The organism is Embleya sp. NPDC059213, assembly GCF_042754445.1.
GTDB lineage: Bacteria > Actinomycetota > Actinomycetes > Streptomycetales > Streptomycetaceae > Embleya.
In genome coordinates, this window is the sequence record NZ_JBHZAV010000044.1 from 1 (window position 1) to 16754 (window position 16754).

The 16754-nt window shown below is 72.8% G+C and carries 12 protein-coding genes; 5 read left to right on the forward strand and 7 right to left on the reverse strand.

Features of this window, described 5'->3' with window-relative positions:
• Positions 1 to 128: 128 nt before the first annotated feature.
• Positions 129 to 1529 carry a M1 family metallopeptidase gene (locus ACFXMF_RS18355; RefSeq protein ID WP_379987519.1) on the reverse strand — a complete coding sequence of 467 codons (1401 nt, stop codon included), beginning with the start codon at positions 1527 to 1529 and terminating at the stop codon, positions 129 to 131.
• Positions 1530 to 2007: 478 nt separating this feature from the next.
• Here ACFXMF_RS18355 and ACFXMF_RS18360 point away from each other — a divergent pair, with 478 nt between their 5' ends.
• A complete protein-coding gene (locus ACFXMF_RS18360; RefSeq protein WP_379987517.1) occupies positions 2008 to 3105 on the forward strand; it encodes a saccharopine dehydrogenase family protein in 1098 nt (365 codons plus the stop codon).
• A gap of 271 nt (positions 3106 to 3376) precedes the next feature.
• On the forward strand, positions 3377 to 4498 hold the full coding sequence (locus tag ACFXMF_RS18365; protein WP_379987570.1) for a glycerophosphodiester phosphodiesterase: 1122 nt from the start codon (positions 3377 to 3379) through the stop codon (positions 4496 to 4498).
• 72 nt (positions 4499 to 4570) lie between these two features.
• Here the strand turns inward: ACFXMF_RS18365 and ACFXMF_RS18370 are convergent, their stop codons facing one another.
• Together ACFXMF_RS18370 and ACFXMF_RS18375 are read right to left on the reverse strand one after the other, a co-directional pair.
• Positions 4571 to 6598 carry a S9 family peptidase gene (locus tag ACFXMF_RS18370; protein ID WP_379987515.1) on the reverse strand — a complete coding sequence of 676 codons (2028 nt, stop codon included), beginning with the start codon at positions 6596 to 6598 and terminating at the stop codon, positions 4571 to 4573.
• Between the two features lie 127 nt (positions 6599 to 6725).
• Positions 6726 to 8024 carry an FAD-dependent oxidoreductase gene (locus tag ACFXMF_RS18375; RefSeq protein ID WP_360305577.1) on the reverse strand — a complete coding sequence of 433 codons (1299 nt, stop codon included), beginning with the start codon at positions 8022 to 8024 and terminating at the stop codon, positions 6726 to 6728.
• 299 nt (positions 8025 to 8323) lie between these two features.
• Here ACFXMF_RS18375 and ACFXMF_RS18380 point away from each other — a divergent pair, with 299 nt between their 5' ends.
• Together ACFXMF_RS18380 and ACFXMF_RS18385 are read left to right on the forward strand one after the other, a co-directional pair.
• Positions 8324 to 9559: a PucR family transcriptional regulator gene (locus ACFXMF_RS18380; protein WP_379987513.1), complete on the forward strand. Its 1236-nt coding sequence runs from the start codon at positions 8324 to 8326 to the stop codon at positions 9557 to 9559.
• Between the two features lie 115 nt (positions 9560 to 9674).
• On the forward strand, positions 9675 to 11894 hold the full coding sequence (locus ACFXMF_RS18385) for an NADP-dependent isocitrate dehydrogenase (protein ID WP_360305573.1): 2220 nt from the start codon (positions 9675 to 9677) through the stop codon (positions 11892 to 11894).
• Positions 11895 to 12018: 124 nt separating this feature from the next.
• Here ACFXMF_RS18385 and ACFXMF_RS18390 read toward each other — a convergent pair whose 3' ends face one another.
• Complete coding sequence (locus ACFXMF_RS18390) at positions 12019 to 13350, reverse strand: sulfite oxidase (RefSeq protein WP_379987510.1); 1332 nt, start codon at positions 13348 to 13350, stop codon at positions 12019 to 12021.
• A gap of 252 nt (positions 13351 to 13602) precedes the next feature.
• On the reverse strand, positions 13603 to 14193 hold the full coding sequence (thpR, locus tag ACFXMF_RS18395; RefSeq protein ID WP_360305569.1) for an RNA 2',3'-cyclic phosphodiesterase: 591 nt from the start codon (positions 14191 to 14193) through the stop codon (positions 13603 to 13605).
• A 435-nt stretch (positions 14194 to 14628) separates the two neighbouring features.
• Between thpR and ACFXMF_RS18400 the strand changes: the two genes are divergently transcribed.
• Positions 14629 to 15606, forward strand: coding sequence for a hypothetical protein (locus ACFXMF_RS18400; RefSeq protein WP_379987508.1), 978 nt, complete (start codon positions 14629 to 14631; stop codon positions 15604 to 15606).
• A gap of 21 nt (positions 15607 to 15627) precedes the next feature.
• On the opposite strand, the gene ACFXMF_RS18405 is transcribed toward ACFXMF_RS18400, so the two are convergent.
• Positions 15628 to 16083, reverse strand: a complete 456-nt coding sequence (locus ACFXMF_RS18405) for a hypothetical protein (protein WP_379987506.1) — start codon at positions 16081 to 16083, stop codon at positions 15628 to 15630.
• Positions 16084 to 16230: 147 nt separating this feature from the next.
• Positions 16231 to 16656, reverse strand: coding sequence for an NTP pyrophosphohydrolase (locus ACFXMF_RS18410; RefSeq protein ID WP_360305563.1), 426 nt, complete (start codon positions 16654 to 16656; stop codon positions 16231 to 16233).
• Positions 16657 to 16754: the final 98 nt, after the last annotated feature.

A 16754-nucleotide genomic window follows, 5' to 3' on the forward strand; every position in this document is an offset into this window, starting at 1 on the left:
ATCCCCCCCGCGGCCCCCCCCCGCCCCCGCGGGCCCCCCCGGCCCGCCCGCGGGGGGGGGGCCCCCCCCGGCGGCCGGCGCCCCCCCCCGCGCCGGGGCCCCCGCGGCCGCACGCGGGCCCGACGGTGTCACGGGGTGGCCGGCTTGCCCTGTCCGTACAGCCAGGTGGCGAAGAGGGCGTCCAGGTTCTTCCCGGAGATGCGCTTGCTCAGGGCGATGAACTGGGCGGAGTCGCCGTGGCCGTAGCGGTGGTCGGCGGCCCACGTCCTGAGGATGGTGAAGAAGGCCCGGTCCCCGACGGTCTGGCGCAACTTCTCCAGGACCATCGCACCGCGCTCGTAGGGCGGCTTGGCGAAGAGGTTCCCACCGTCCCCGGGGTCACCGGCCGGGAAGGACCACAAGGAGTCGGTGGCCGGCAGCGCGTAGTCGGCGGCGAACTGCTGGGCCGTGCCGAGCCCGCCGTGCTCGGCGGCCCAGAGCCACTCGGCATACGTGGCGAAGCCCTCGTTCAGCCAGATGTCCTGCCACTTGGTCGGCGTGACCGAGTCGCCGAACCACTGGTGCGCCGTCTCGTGGACGAGCGTTTCGATACTCGGGGCCCGGTCGTAGATCGGCCTGCTCTGCGTCTCCAACGCGTAGCCGATGTCGGGCGCGTCCTCGACGATGGCGCCGGCCGCCTCGAACGGATACCGGCCGAAGAGGCCGCTCTCCCACTCGATCACGGCGGGCAGTTGGTCCAGTACCGGCTTGGCCGCCGCGGCCTGGCTCGGTGCCACGGCGTTGTAGACCGGCAGGCCGCTCCGCGTGACGTACTGCTCGGTCTCGAACCGGCCGATGCTCGCGGTGGACAGATAGGCGGCCATCGGCTTGGACTCGGACCACGAGAAGGTGGTCTTGCCGGCCCGGCTGCGCCGGTCGCGAAGTCGGCCGTTGGACACCGCGGTCCAGCCGTCCGGAACGGTCACCCGCACGTCGTAGGTGGACTTGTCGCTCGGGTGGCTGTTGCTCGGGAACCAGGTCATCGCACCCTGCGGTTCATTGGCCACGAAGACCGAACCGTCCGGCTGGATGATCCACCCGTCCGGAGATCCGTCGGGGTCGGTCACGTGCTCCGGCACACCCGAGTAGGTGACCACGACATGGAACCTGCGGCCCTTGTCCAGCGCGTGCGCCGGCTTGACCGTGAGTTCGGCGCCGTCGCGGCTGAACGCCACCCGCCTGCCGTCGATGCGCACACTGTCCACGGTCAGTCCGGACAGGTCCAGGTTGAACGAGGAGAGCTTGCGCGTCGTCGTGACGGCGAGGTCGGCAGTGCCTTCGAGCCGTCTCGTCGCGGGCGTGTAGTCGAGATCGAGACCGTAGTGGGCGACGTGGTACCCGCCGTTGCCGGACAGCGGGAAGTACGGGTCCCCCGCGCCCGGGGCACCGGGCGTCGCGGCACCTCCGGAGGTGGCGGCGCCGGCCAGCAGGGCGGCGAGTACGGGGGTCGCGACGAGGGCGAGGACGGGGCGGGCGAACTTCGATGCCAAGGCGTGGGCCTCCTGTGTCGTGGCTGAATGCCGAGGTGTCGGCGGATCCGGCGGCGCACACGATCAACGCGTCGCCGGGTCCGCGCACCGAGCCCACACACCCCGGCCGGTGACAGGACCGCGACGCGACACGACAGGACACACGAATCCGACCCGGCGAGGGGTCGGACAGGGAAATACGGATACAGCAGTACAAAGCACGCGAACATCGGCCCGCGCCGGCAATCACTCTACGGTCGAACTCCCGGACGAAGAACCAGCTCCGGGCAATCATCCGGGTGACAGGGGTCGGCCGACGCGCCCTCGGCGAGCAGGCATTCGACCCGGGCCACGAGCCCATCCCCGGCCCTGTCCGAAACTGTTCGACCAATGTCGTTTCAGCCACTGGTGTGGGTCTCGGCGCCACCGGATCATGGACACGTACCCCGCACCGCCCGGCCGCCGCACCGCCCGGGCCTCGTTCCAGAGAGAGAAAACGATGACCGAGAACAGCGCCTCGAACCCGCTCACCGCCGAGACTTCGTCCACCTCCTCGGCTCGCCCGGTCGCCGTCTACGGGGCCTACGGGCACACGGCGCGCTTCGTGGTCGCGGAGTTGCACCGCAGAGGCCGGCCGGTGGTGCTCGTCGGCCGGGACGGGGCCAGGCTCGACGCGTTCGGCGCCGACTACCCGGACGCGCCGCGCCGGGTCGCCGCCGCCGACGATGCCGAGGCGCTGGATCGCGCGTTCGCCGGTGTCGCGGCGGTCGTCAACTGCGCCGGCCCCTTCTCCGAGACCACGCTCCCGGTGGCCGACGCGGCCATCCGCGCCGGAGCGCACTACCTGGACGTGGCCGCCGAACAGGGCGCCACCGCCGCCCTGTTCGACACCCGTTCCGAGCAGGCCGCGCAGCGCGGACTCGTACTCGCCCCGTCGATGGCCTTCTACGGCGGACTGGGCGACCTGCTGGCCACCGTCGCCATCGGCGATTGGCCGAGCGCGGACGAGATCACCATCGCCTTCGGGCTGGACAGTTGGCTGCCGACCGCGGGCACCCGGCTCACCGGCGAGACCAACGCGGGACACCATCTCGTCTACACCAAGGGGCGGTTGAGCCCGTTCTCCTACTCGACCGAGATCTCCACGTGGGAGTTCCCGGTGCCGCTCGGGAAGCAGCAGACCAACGAGTTCGCCACGGCCGACCAGGTCACCATCCCGCGGCACCTGGACACTCCGGAGGTGCGCGCGGTGATGAACCTCGCGCCGCTGACCGACATCCGCGACCCCGCCACCCCGGCTCCCTCGCCCGCCGACGACCGCGGTCGGTCCGAGCAGACCTACCTGGTCGAGGCGGTCGTGCGGCGCGGCGACCGGGAACGCCGTGCGGTGGTCGCCGGGCGCGACATCTACGCGGTGACCGCGCCGATCGTGGTGGAGGCCGTCGAGCGCATCCTCGCCGGCACGCACACCGCGACCGGCACGGTCGCGGCCGGCCAGGCGTTCCCCGCCGAGAGCTTCCTGCGCGCGCTCGCCCCGGAACACCTGACCCGCTTCGAGACCTTCACCGAACTCCCGGTGGCGACCACCACCGGCTGACCGGCCGAAGCACCGACCCAAGCACCGACCCGAGCACGTCACGCGCCCGACGACATCGCACCGAGGCCGGATCGAGGACCGCGCGGGGGTCGGCCCCCGGTCCGGCCGCCGGTGTGCCTCCTGTCGACGGGAAGCGCCCCCGGGCGTTTTCCGGAGGTTCATCCATGGGCCACGGGTTCGTCCTGGCGAGCCTTCGGGCGATCCGGGTTGACTCGGCGTGCCCGCACGATTGGTGCTCCGCGCGGCCTCGCCGCGTCCGGACGAACAGGAGATGGCGTTGCGACGTATCCTTCCCGCGCTCGGTGTGGCCGGCGTGCTGCTGGCGACCCTGGTCGCGGTGCCCGCCGCCGCGGCCCAGGACGACACGTCCCGCGCCTCGTCGCGGCCCTCGGCCCACCCGATCGTGATCGGCCACCGCGGTGCCAGCGGATACCGGCCCGAACACACCCTGGAGAGCTACCGCCTGGCGATCCGACTGGGCGCCGACTACATCGAGCCCGACCTGGTCTCGACCAAGGACGGTGTCCTGGTCGCCCGGCACGAGAACGAGATCTCCGGCACCACGGACATCGCCGCGCACCCGGAGTTCGCCGCGCGCAAGACCACCAAGACCATCGACGGGACGCCGGTCACCGGTTGGTTCACCGAGGACCTCACCCTCGCCGAGCTCAAGACGTTGCGGGCCAAGGAGCGGCTGCCCCAGGTGCGGCCCACGAACACCACGTTCGACGGCCGATTCGAGGTGCCCACCTTCCAGGAGGTGCTGGACCTGGCCCGGACCGAGGGCCGCCGGGTCGACCGCCCGATCGGCGTGTATCCGGAGACCAAGCACCCGACCTACTTCCAGTCGATCGGGCTGCCCTTGGAGGAGCCGCTGGTGCAGGCGCTCAGGCACAACCGGCTCTCCGGCCGCAAGGACAAGGTGTTCATCCAGTCCTTCGAGACCGCCAACCTGCGCAAGCTGAACCGGATGATCGACGTCAAGCTCGTGCAGTTGCTCGACGCGTCCGGTCGGCCGTACGACTTCGTGGCGGCCAACGACCCGCGCACGTACCAGGATCTGGTCAAGCCGGAGAACCTGAAGTGGATCGGTGGCTACGCGGACGGCATCGGCACCAACAAGAACCTGATCGTCCCGCGTGACGCCGGCGGCAAACTGCTCGCCCCGACCTCGGTCGTGCGCGACGCGCACCGGGCCGGACTGATCGTGCACGCCTGGACGTTCCGCGCGGAGAACCAGTTCCTCCCGCTGGACTTCCGCCTCGGCGCCGACCCGAACGCGCGCGGCGACATCACGGCCGAGTACGAACTCTTCTACGGCCTCGGCCTGGACGGCGTCTTCGCCGACCAGCCCGACACCGCGGTCGCGGCCCGCGCCGGCCTCCCGGCCTGACGGCCCGCCCACTCGACGCACACCGAAGGGCCCACCCCGCCGACGGCGGGGTGGGGCCCTTCCCCGTCGTGCTCAGCCGGCCGTCGGCGGTGCCATGTGCTTCTCGAACCAGCCCAGGATGCGGGCGCAGTGGTCGATCAGCGCGGGGAACGCACGCACCCCGTGGCCCTCCTGCGGATACACCGCGAGCGCCGACTCCACGCCCGCCTCCACCAGCGCGCGGTGGAACTCCAGGGCCTGCCCGGGCGGGGTGCACCGATCCCGCACGCCGGCCGTCTGGAACGTGGGCGTACGCACCTGCGACACGAAGCGCAGCGGGCTGCGCTCGACGTAGCGACCGGTGTACGAGAGCGGCTCGTCGTTGAGGAAGATCCGGTCGAAGTAGGGGATGTTCGAGGTGTGGTGCTGGGAAATCCAGTCGGTGACCGGGGACATCGGCACCGACGCCGCGAACCGCTGATCCCGGGTGGTCAACCACGCCGACATGAACCCGCCGTACGAACCGCCCATCACGCCGATCCGGTCCGGGTCGGCGATGCCCCGGGCGACCAACGCGTCGATCCCGGACAGGATGTCGTGGGTGTCCGCACCGCCCATGTCGCCGAACACCGCCTCGGCGAAGCGCTGTCCGCGCCCGCTGCTGCCGCGCGGATTGGGATGCAGCACCGCGTACCCGCGATCGACCAGCAGCGGTGTGTACGGGTACATCATCGACCAGCAGTTCCGGTAGCTCCAGACCGGGCCGCCGTGCACGTGGACCACCAGCGGAAACGGTCCGGGGCCCGCCGGCCGACACACGATGCCCTGGATCTCCAGGCCGTCGGGGGCCGTCCAGGTCACCGCCTCGGCGGTACCCGCGATCTCGGTCAGGTGGTCCGCGCCGGGATGGGTCAGGTCGGCGACCGTGCGGATCACGTGGCCGTCCAGGATCGCCAGTTCGGGGTGGCGCCGGTAGCTGTGCCGCACTCCGGCGTGCCCGTGCGCGGAGAAGGAGAGTTCGGGATACCGGGCACCGAAGGTCTCGTCGCTGCGCCACAGTTCGGTGGCCCTGTCCGTATCCCGACGGTACTCCCCGACCACCGTGTGCAATCCGTGCAGTCCGGCCCAGCCGAGCCGGTCCTCGTCGATCCAGCCGATCGTGGTGACGTCGACGCCGTTCGTGTCCACCCGCACCGCGTCGTCGTCCGGGGTCTGCCGCGCCGACAGGAGCAGTACGTCCCCGGCCTCCAGCAGGCGATCGGAGCACAGCGCCTCCACCACCGCCACCGTGCGGCCCGAGGGCGACGCGGACACCGGGCCGAACTGCCGGTCACTGGTGCGCAGTACGGTCTCCGCGCCGTCGGCCAGTGCGATCCGGCGCAGGTCCGCGACGTACCAGGACTCCTCGCCGGGCGCGGCCCCGGCCACGCAGATCAGCGCGTCCGGGCCCGCCCAGCACGAGTTCCATACGTTGGTCCCGGGCCGGCTCACCTGGCGTACCGCGAACTCGCCTGATTCGTCGGGCTGTTCGGCGACCCAGGCGGAACGCCACCCGTCCTCGGCCAGGTCGGTGAACACCTCGGGCGCCCACGCCGGCGCCTCGTCCGCCGTCCCGGTGACGGTGCCCGAACCCTGACCACCGGACAGATCGGCGCCGTACGCGGCGACGCCCAGGAGCAGGCGGGTGCCGTCCGGCGACCAACTCAGGTACTCCACCATGCCGGGCACCCGGGCCCGGCCGATCCGCGCGCCGGTGGCCGGGTCCAGCACCTCGACCTGGAAGTCGCCGGTGCGTTCGGCGTCGGACAGGTAGGCGAGCCGGGTCCCGTCCGGGGAGAATCGGGGCAGGCGCTGGTTGCCGGCGCCCTCGGTCAGGATCCGGACCCGACCCGCCTCGGCCAGACAGACGCGGGTGGTGCCGGTGCCGACGAGTTCGGTGAAGATGGTGCCGGTGCAGGCCACCGCCGCGCCGTCCGGGCGGATGTGCGGGTCGGCGGCGCTGCCGACCGCGCCGAACGCGGGTTCGTACACCTTCCGGAAGTGCTCTTCGACGGCGGCGAAACGGTCGGCGGCGGACGGCCGGCAAGCGTCGTCGGCGGTGGCGAAGTGGTCGGGTATCAAAGGGATCTCCCATTCTTCGAGGTCACGGAGCCCACGACCGGAACCCGGCGCCGAGCGGGGCGGCGGTGCGGGCGGGCGGGGAGCGGTGCGGGCGGGCGGGCGGCACGGGAGGGCCCGGGCCGGGTGTTCAGCCGAAGACCGTCCCGGAGTTGGCCGCGTTCACGCTGCGCCGCCGGGAGAAGGCGCCCAGGTCGATCGCCTCGCCGGTGTGCGGGCCGACGAAGCACACCGGATCCGCGTCGTGGTCGACGCCGCTCTCCACCCGGTCGATCAGCGTGGCCATCACCTGGCCCACCAGCGGGGCGTTCTTGAACTGGTTGCCGCTCGTGCCCATCGCCACGTAGAAGCCGTCGAGTTCGGTCCGATCGTAGATCGGCGTCCAGTCGTCGGCGACGTCGTACACCCCCACGATGCCGCGCGGCCGGTTCGGCACCGCGAGCCCGGTCAGCCGCCGGGCCGCCCGGGTCACCAGGGCCTCGAAGACCTCCGGCGTCGGGTTGGGGTTGGCGGCGTCGGGGTCGTCGAGCCATTCCAATGGGTCGCATTCCGGCTCGGTGCCGCTGACGAGCATGCCGTCACCGACCTCCCCGCGCAGATACACGCCCAGGTCCAGGTCCGCCAGGGTGACCCCGGCCGCCCCGGTCGGGTTGTAGCCGGCCGGCGCCCTCAGGTGCGCCACCTCCTGCCGCATCGGCCGCACCCCGATCGTGAAGTCGGCGCCCACTCCGGCGAGTTCGTTCACCCGGCCGGACCACGGACCGGCCGCGTTGACCACGGTCGGGCAGGCCACCTCGGTGCCGTCGTCCAGGGTCACCGAGCGCACCCGACCGCCCGTCGACCCGACCGCGACGACGGTGCGCCGGAACCGGAATTCGGCGCCGTGCCGCTGCGCCGCCGCGGCCAGGTTCTGCGCCGCCAGTTGCGGATCGCTGACATAGCCCGCGTCCGGCGTGAACACCGCGCCGAGCGTGCCGGTCGGTTCCGCCCAGAAGCGCTCGTCGTCCAGGCGTCGGGGCGGCCAGAACCGTCCGGTGTCCAGGCCCGGGATCCTGGCCGCGAGCGTCGCGGCGTCCCATTCCTGGTAGGGCACGCCCACCGCGTCGAACAATGGGAGGTAGGTCTCGCGCGGCACCGCGTCCACGTCCAGCAGGGCCAGGCCGTTGCGTTCGAAGCGGGCCAGGTCGCCGACGTCGCAGCCCAGGTGGTCGCCCCACGCCTGCCAGCAGAACCGGGCCTCCCACGAGGCCGCCACGCCGGCGTGGGTGGAGAAGTTGAAGCGCACCACCGCGCTGGAGGCGCTGGTCGAACCCAGGCCGACACCGCCGGCCTTGTCCACCACGAGCACCCGCCGGCCCGCGCGGGCCAGTTCGAGTGCGATCGCGGAGCCGATCACGCCGGCTCCGATCACCACGACATCCGTGTTCATTCGGGTTTCCTCCCTGGCGATGCCGCACGCGCCGAACGGGAGCCCCGGTGCCGGGACACCGCCTGCTCCACACGTCCAGTCTGACCGGCGGCCCACCGCCCGGGCAGCCGACCGCGGTCGCGGATCGCGGCACGCCGACGCGACGATCGTCGCGTCGTCCACCGCTCCGGGCCCGGCGCCCCGTCGCACGCGGCCGTACGCTGGCCGCACCCCGAGCCCGGTTCGGCGGGTCTCGGATCGGCGCGGGTGCCCGGAGCGGCGGGTGCCCGAAGCGGCGTGGCGCGTACGGAGGTCGACCGATGGGTGACGAGGATCTGCAATCCCTGGTCGACGAGCTCTCCGAGCGCCTGCAACGGTCGGTGGCGATCGACGACGTGGGCCTCCGGTTGTTGGCGGCCAGCCGGCACTTCGGCGACGAGGACGCGGTCCGGGTGGCCTCGGTGCTCAATCGCGGGGTGCGGCCGGAGATCGCCGATCGGGTGTTGGGCCAGGGGATCGCCGGGTGGACCCGGCCGGGTCGGGTGCGGATCGACGTCCCGGGCTGCCGTCCGCGCTGGTGTGTCCCGATCCGCTGCGACGGGCTGCTGCTGGGCTATCTGTGGCTGATCGACGACGCGTCGGCGGCGACCGAGGCGCAACTCGCGTCGGCCGAGGCGGCGGCCGGGCGAGCGGGCATCGTGTTGTATCGGCGGCTGCTGTTGCACGAGCGGGTCAAGGCCCGGCACGAGGCGATCCTGCGCGAGTTGGTCGGATCCGATCCGGCCGGTCGGCTCCAGGCCGCCGCGGACCTGCGGGCCGAGCAGGTGTTCGCCGCCGAGGCCGGTCCGTTCCGGGTGGTCGCGGCGCAGTGCGTCGACGAGCCCGGCGCGGCGGCCGGCGCGCACGAGGTCGCGCTGGAGGCGGCGGTCGAGGAGGGGCTGCGCGCGCTTCCGGAGCAGGGCCGGCTGATGGTCGCCCAGCGCTCGCGGGCCTGGATCCTGCTGGGGCCGCCGGCCACCGCGGCGGCGGAGCTGCCGGACGTCCTGGGTGGGCGGATCATCGCCCGGTTCACGGATCTGACGCGCGGCGCCGGGCGGGTGGTGGTCGGCGTCGGCGCGCCGGTGGATCGCCTCGACCGGGTGCCGGATTCGTACCGGCAGGCGCTGCTGGCCGTGCGTGCGGCGCTGCTGGTGCCCGGCCTGGGCGACCTCGCCCGCAGTGGTGAGCTGGGTCCCTACGAGTTGCTCCTGCGACTGCCGGCGGCCGAGTTGCGCGCGGCGGCGCGGGTGCCGGCCCTGGTCGCGCTGGAGCGTGCGGACGCTCACGGAGTGCTGCTGTCGACGCTGGCCGCGTTCCTCGACCACGCCGGCGACGTTCGGCGCACCGCCGCGTTGTTGTGCGTGCACCGGGCCACCCTGTACCACCGCCTGCGGCGGATCGAGGCGCTCACCGGCTGCCGGCTCGACCGCGGCGACGACCGGCTGACCCTGCACCTGGGCCTCAAACTCCGCGACCTGGCCGGCCCGGAGCGGCCGGACGCGACACCACCGGGGTGATCCGGGCACGGCGCGCCGTGCCGGGGCCCGCCGCGCCGGGGCCGCGACGCGCGGGGATCCGCCCGCAAGATATCTTGATGTCGAGCAATGTTGCGGACATGGAGCGGAGCATCCTGTGACTGACCCGACCATCATCTATACGCACACCGACGAGGCCCCGGCCCTGGCGACGTATTCGTTCCTGCCCGTGGTCCAGGCGTACGCGGCGACGGCCGGGGTCAAGGTGGAGACCCGTGACATCTCCCTGGCCGGGCGGATCATCGCGCACTTCCCGGAGCACCTGAAGGCGGACCAGCGCATCGAGGACGCGCTCGCCGAGCTCGGTGAACTGGCCAAGACGCCCGAGGCCAACATCATCAAGCTGCCGAACATCTCGGCCTCGATCCCGCAGCTCAAGGCGGCCATCGCCGAGCTCCAGGAGCAGGGCTTCGCGCTGCCGGACTACCCGGACGACCCGAAGACCGACGAGGACAAGGACGTCCGGGCGCGCTACGGCAAGACCCTGGGCAGCGCGGTCAACCCGGTGCTGCGCGAGGGCAACTCGGACCGCCGCGCCCCCGCGTCGGTGAAGAACTACGTCCGGGCGCACCCGCACCGCATGGGCACCTGGACCGCCGACTCGAAGACCAACGTCGCGCACATGAGCGCCGACGACTTCCGCTCCACCGAGAAGTCCGCGGTGATCGCCGAGCCCGGCTCGCTGCGCATCGAGCTGGTGGGCGACGACGGCAGCACCACCGTGCTGCGCGAATCGGTACCCGTGCTCGCGGGCGAGGTCGTGGACGCCTCGGTGATGCGCGCGGCGCCGCTGCGCGAGTTCCTGGCCGCGCAGGTGGCCCGGGCCAAGGACGAGAACGTCCTGCTGTCGGTGCACCTGAAGGCCACCATGATGAAGGTCTCCGACCCGATCATCTTCGGCCACGCGGTTCGGGCCTTCTTCCCGCAGACCTTCGCCGAGCACGGCAAGGCGCTCGCGGCGGCCGGCCTGAGCCCCAACGACGGTCTCGGCGCGATCCTCAAGGGCCTGGAGTCGCTGCCCGAGGGCGCCGCGATCAAGGCGTCCTTCGACGCCGAGCTGGCCGCCGGGCCGGCGCTGGCGATGGTCGACTCCGACCGGGGCATCACCAACCTGCACGTGCCCAGCGACGTGATCGTGGACGCCTCGATGCCGGCCATGATCCGTACCTCCGGTCACATGTGGGGTCCGGACGGCAAGGAGGCCGACACCCTGGCCGTGCTGCCGGACAGCAGCTACGCGGGCGTCTACCAGGTCGTCATCGACGACTGCCGGGCCAACGGCGCGTACGACCCGGCCACGATGGGCTCGGTGCCCAACGTCGGTCTGATGGCGCAGAAGGCCGAGGAGTACGGCAGCCACGACAAGACCTTCGAGATCGCGACCACCGGCACCGTGCGGGTCGTCGACGCCGCCGGCACCGCGGTGCTGGAGCAGGTCGTCGGCGCGGGTGACATCTTCCGGATGTGCCAGACCAAGGACCTGCCGATCAAGGACTGGGTCAAGCTGGCCGTCAGCCGCGCCCGCGCGACCGGCAGCCCGGCGGTGTTCTGGCTGGACGAGGGCCGCGCGCACGACGCGAACCTGATCGCGAAGGTCGCGGAGTACCTCCCCGAGCACGACACCGAGGGCCTGACCATCGAGATCATGTCGCCGGAGAAGGCCACCGCGTTCTCGCTGGAGCGCATCCGCCGCGGCGAGGACACCATCTCGGTGACCGGCAACGTGCTGCGCGACTACCTCACCGACCTGTTCCCGATCCTGGAGCTGGGCACGAGCGCGAAGATGCTCTCGGTCGTCCCGCTGATGGACGGCGGCGGCCTGTTCGAGACCGGCGCCGGCGGCTCGGCGCCCAAGCACGTGCAGCAGTTGGTCAAGGAGAACTACCTGCGCTGGGACAGCCTGGGCGAGTTCCTCGCGCTCGCGGTCAGCTTCGAGCACCTCGCGCAGTCCGTGGGCAATGCCCGCGCCCAGGTGCTGGCCGACACGCTCGACCGGGCCACCGGCACCTTCCTGGACAACGACAAGTCGCCCAGCCGTCGGCTCGGGGGCATCGACAACCGGGGCAGCCACTTCTACCTGGCGCTGTACTGGGCCCAGGAGCTGGCCGCGCAGACCAAGGACGCGGCGCTCGCCGAGGCGTTCGCGGGCCTGGCCCGGACGTTGTCCGAGCAGGAGGAGACGATCGTCGCCGAACTGATCGCGGTCCAAGGCTCGCCCGCCGACATCGGCGGCTACTACCGTCCCGACCCGGCCAAGGCGTCGGCCGTGATGCGCCCGTCGGCCACCTTCAACGAGGCCGTGGCCTCGCTGGCCTGATCGATCCCGCCGAACCGCCCCCGCCGGCAACACGCCCGGCGGGGGCGGTTCGTCGTCTTCCGGGTGCGGCGGCGGCCCGGTCCTTCGGCGATGCGGTGCGGTGTCGGGGCGGCCGGCTCGGTGCTCAGCCCACCGTCACCGGATGGCGCACGACGGCGTCGAAGAAGTAGCCCTGGGTGTTGAAGGTGGACCGATCCGGCTGGGTACGGCCCGCGGTGTCGCTCGCCCGGGCGAGCAGGTGGGTCGAACCGGCCTCGGCGGGCCGCCAGTCCAGGCTCCAGCGCACCCAACCGTCGCGCCGCGGCTCGTCCCACAGCCGCGCCCGCCGCCAACTCGCGCCGCCGTCGGTGCTGACCTCCACCCGGCGCACGCCGCCCGCGCCGGACCAGGACCGGCCGTGCAGCCGGTGCGTGCGACCCGGCGCGAAGCGGGCGTCGACGGGCAGTTCGAACGCGCTCTTGAGGGTCTGTCGGGTCAGCGGCGCGCTGCCGCCCTCGGGATGGGCGGGCCCGAACAGGCGGTAGAAGTCGGTGTTCCACGGCGAGTACAGCGGCTGCGCGGCGACCTCGATGTCCCCGACCCACTTGATCGAGGAGATGCCCACCCACGAGGGCACCACCACCCGTACCGGCGCGCCGTGATCCGCGGCGAGCGGCTCGCCGTTCATCTCGTACGCGAGCAGCACGTCGTCGAGCGCCTTGGCCACCGGCAACGGTCGACGCACCCGGCCCAGGTTGACGCCGCCGGTCACGTACTCGTCGTCCAGCCCTCGTGGCAACACGTCCACCGCTTCCCGGCGCAGCCCCGCGCGGCGCAGCACGTCCGACAGGCGCGCACCGCGCCAGCGGGCCACGCCGATCGCGCCGAGCGTCCAGGCGGTGCCGGCCGCCGGTTCGCCCTGTTGGGAGGCGTAGAAGCTGCGGCCGTTGCCGGCGCACTCGATCGCGGCCGAGTGGGTGTGCGCGGGCAGCCGACGCAGGTCGGCCAGGTCGAGCTCGATCGCGCCGGCGTAGTCGGTGGATCCGCGCAGTCCGCTCCCCCACAGGCGCAACCGCCAGTCCTGGGTGGGTAGTTGCGGGGTGGCGGTGTGGTTGCGCACGAAGAATCGATCGACCGGGGTGTGGTAGCCGGTGTCGCGCAGTGCGGGGAAGTTGGTCTCGGCGTTGGTGCCGCGGATGGTGAACAGCTCGGGTGGCAGCGGCTTGCGGATGCCCGGGGCGGCGCCGGCGGTCGGGGTGTTGCCTGCCGGGGTGTTGCCGGTCGGGGCCGCGGCCGCGGGTGTGGTGTCGGTCCGGTCGGTCGCGTACGCGGTGCCCGCGGGTAGTGCGGTGAGTACGCCGGCCGTGCCGAGCAGCTTGAGCAGGTCGCGTCTGAGCACTCCGTCCGCGCGGGCGGATCCGCCCAACCACTGCCGCAACCGGTGGCGGTCGTAGGCGACTTCACTGATCGGTGTCATCGGGACTTCCTCTGCTCAGGAAACGTCGGGGAGGCGCGCGCGGGCGAACCGGCGCGGCGATGCATCGACTGCGAGGAGAAGTACGGATCAACAACAGCGACGGCGCGGCACATCGAGGCGCGAGGGCGCGCTCGGGTCGGTGCGGCGGTGGCCGAGGATCACAGCGCGATCGTAGAGGACCCGACCGGCCGCCGTCGACGGGCGCGCCGACGGGTGCCTCGGGGGTGGGTGGGAGCGTCGGGACCTCGGGCCTCAGCGGCCGGTCAGCGGCCAGGCGTCCACGTCGCGGTAGTGGATCGGGCCGGGGCCGCGGCCGAAGTTGCTGCCGACCAGGTGCAGTCGCCGGGCCGACCAGCGGCTGCCGACGAAATCGGCCAGCTCGCGGGCGGCGGCCGAGATGCCGTCGGGGTTGTCCCGGCGGGCCCGGGCCAGGGTCAGGTGGGCACGCAGCGGTCGGTCCTCCAGGGCGACGCCGGCCGCCCGCACCACGCCGCGGACCGCGTCGGCCAGCGTGTGCAGTGCGGGCAATTCCCCGTGCACGCCACTCCACAACACCCGCTCGTCGAACTGCCCGGCGCCGCGCAGTTCGAGGTCGACCGGCGGGGTGGAGGCGGCGACCTCGGCCAGTGGTGCGCGCAGGGCCTCGACCACGTCGACCGGCACCTCGCCGAGGAAGGCCAGCGTGATGTGCCAGTCCTCGATCCGGTTCCAGCGCAGCCGGGGATGCGCGTGGTGGATCGGGCGCAGCACCCGGGCCAGTTCGTCCTTGGCGTCGTCCGGCGGGGCGAGCGCCACGAACAGGCGTACGGTCCGGGGCGCGGTCGGGGATTCGTCGTCGGTCACAGGTGATGTCGTACCGCATCGTCACCGGCCGGCGCGCGCCGGCCCACCGGGCGCCCGGGCCGGGCCGCCCCGACCGGTCGGCCCGCCACCCCCGATGAGCACCCTCGCGCGGCGGGCCGAACCGTCGGACGATCCCGACACTGGGGGATCGACGCGGCCGCTGCCAAGCCGATCGGGCCGTCCCGGACAACACGCGGCCGTCCCGGCTGGTCACGGCGTCGACCGGCCCGTGTCCCGGACCGTTCGGGACGGGTGTGCGCACCGATCACCGATCGGCGGGCTCGGTTCGGCCGGGAGCGGGCGTGCCGGGCGGGCGACGGGATTCCGGTCCTATTTATCGTTTTTCTGGGACTCCCCGACCCGCCGAACTGCCGGCACCATGGGTGCCGCATCCGCTACCGCGCGTACGTTTTCGCGTGACCGAACGGGAGTCTTGTGACCCGACGTGACGACTCTGCTCCGCGGCCGGACACCGCCACCACCGCCGCGGAGTACGTCGCCGCGTTACGGGAGTTACGCGAGTGGTCGGCGCTGACGTACCGTCAACTGGCGGCCAAGGCCGAGGCGTCCGGGCATGTGTTGCCGGCCAGCACCGTGGCCGCCGCGCTCGGCCGCAGCACGCTGCCCCGGGCCGATCTGGTCGAGGCGCTGGTGTTCGCCTGCGGCTTGGACACCGATGCCGCCGCCCGCTGGTTGACGATCCGCGAGGATCTCGCGGCGGGGCGGGTGAGCGAACGGCCCGCGCCCGAACCCGCCGAGGTGCCCGACGCCGCGCCTGCCCCACCGCCGGGGCGTCGGCGTCGGCCGGGGACGATGGCGATCGCCATCGGCATGGCCTGCCTGCTGATCGCGATCGGCGTGATCCTCGCCGTGCGATACGGCACGGACGACGGCGACGGCGACGACTCCGCCGCTTTCCCCAGCCGACCCCGTGACGGCTTCTACCTGATCAAGCCCACCCATATCGCCGACGGGTCGTTGTGTCTGGGTGAGGGCAGAGAACGCAACCTTCGCACCGACCGCCCGATCGCGGTCCAGCGCTCGTGCGAGGGCGTGGTCCCGGACACCTACCTGGTCGCCGTGGCGCCGGACGTCTACCTGATCAAGTGGCGCCATCCGGTGGAGGGCGTCGGCTGCCTGCGGGTGGACGAGGCGATCCTGGTGCCCGGTGCGCTGCTCAGTCCCGGCGACTGCACCGGCGCCGCCAACGAACGTTTCCTGATCGAACCGGTGGATCCGGGCGTCTTCCGGCTCCGCCCGGTACACAGCGGCCTGTGTATCGGCATCCTCGGCGGCCCCGCCGAGGTCACCCCGAAGGCGGAGGCGGCCCAGGCGATCTGCTCGGGGGCCGCCGACCAACGTTTTCGACTGCAGACGGTCAAGGGCAAGAAGCCGCTTCCCGCCGGGCAGTGAGCCGCGTCCTCGGTGCCGGGTTCAGGCCCGGAGGGTCGGGTGGTCGACGCCCTCGAAGGGCTTGATCCGCACGATCGGCTCCTGGCCGCCGCGCTGCGGCACGGTCTGCGTGGTGCCCCAGGGTCGGTCCGGGAGGGTCACCGTGAAGGAGTAGCTGTTCGCGCAGCCGGTGCAGTCGTACCGGTCCTGCCAGACCTCGACGTCGGTGTCGCTGCCGGGGATCCGGGCGGCGTGCCGGTAGGTCGCGTGGCAGCGGGTGCAGCGCTCGCCGGGGGCACAGGTGCCGCCGCACGGGCAGGGCAGGTCGAGGCTCTCGGCGGGCTCCCAGTAGCGGGTGGCCAGCGCCTCGGCGGTCCGGACGTCGGGGGCCTTGGACCCGCGCGGGACGGTCATCCGGCGTGCGGCGACGACGTACGACTCGCCGGCGGCGGCCATCCGGCCTCGGATCACGCCCTTGCGGACTCGGTTGGTGGTCATGCTTCCTCCGGCGATTGCCCACGGGGCGGGGTGTCGAGTACGGCCGGCGGCGCGGACGGGACCTCGGATCGTCGGCCCCGCGTGGGCGGGCCGCCGCCCCTCACGATATCCGCCCTCCGACGCGGAACCCGAATCCCGGCCGCCCGATCACCCGGGGCGCACCGCTCGGGGACCGGTCACCTCGGCGGCCAGGGCGCGCACGCGATCCCGCAGGCCGCGATCGGCGGTCACCACGAGGCAGTGCCGCGCGGGCGCGCTCGCGTGCTCGGCCGCGACCAGTTCGACCATGCGGTCGTCGCCGCTGCCCGCGGCCCGGACGACCCGGATGCCCGGCACCTCGGCGACGCCGCCGGCGGCGCCCTCGACCACCAGCACGATGTCCAGCGGCCCCCGCCGCGCCCACGCGGGCACGGCGCTCCCGCCCTCCGGCAGCCCCGCCGCGGCCATCGACGCCAACGCGTCCCGCAACCGCTCGGTGGCGCCCCGCCGATCCTTCCACCACCCGTCGGGCACCGAGCCCACCACGTTCGCCGCATCGACCACCACGAGAGGCACATCCGCGTCACCGACCATCCCCCCATCCTCCCCGCCGAAGCAGGAAGCACACACAGAGGAGTAGTGGCCGAGAGGCCCGAGCGGGCCGCCCCGATGCCGTTGAAACCGAAGCCCGA

Excerpts from the sequence above, each read along its gene's own strand:
- ACFXMF_RS18360 (WP_379987517.1), top strand. The coding sequence starts at position 2,008 with ATGACCGAGAACAGCGCCTCGAACCCGCTCACCGCCGAGACTTCGTCC.
- ACFXMF_RS18365 (WP_379987570.1), top strand. The coding sequence starts at position 3,377 with ATGGCGTTGCGACGTATCCTTCCCGCGCTCGGTGTGGCCGGCGTGCTG.
- ACFXMF_RS18375 (WP_360305577.1), bottom strand. The coding sequence starts at position 8,024 with ATGAACACGGATGTCGTGGTGATCGGAGCCGGCGTGATCGGCTCCGCG.
- ACFXMF_RS18380 (WP_379987513.1), top strand. The coding sequence starts at position 8,324 with ATGGGTGACGAGGATCTGCAATCCCTGGTCGACGAGCTCTCCGAGCGC.
- ACFXMF_RS18390 (WP_379987510.1), bottom strand. The coding sequence starts at position 13,350 with ATGACACCGATCAGTGAAGTCGCCTACGACCGCCACCGGTTGCGGCAG.
- ACFXMF_RS18405 (WP_379987506.1), bottom strand. The coding sequence starts at position 16,083 with ATGACCACCAACCGAGTCCGCAAGGGCGTGATCCGAGGCCGGATGGCC.
- ACFXMF_RS18410 (WP_360305563.1), bottom strand. The coding sequence starts at position 16,656 with ATGGTCGGTGACGCGGATGTGCCTCTCGTGGTGGTCGATGCGGCGAAC.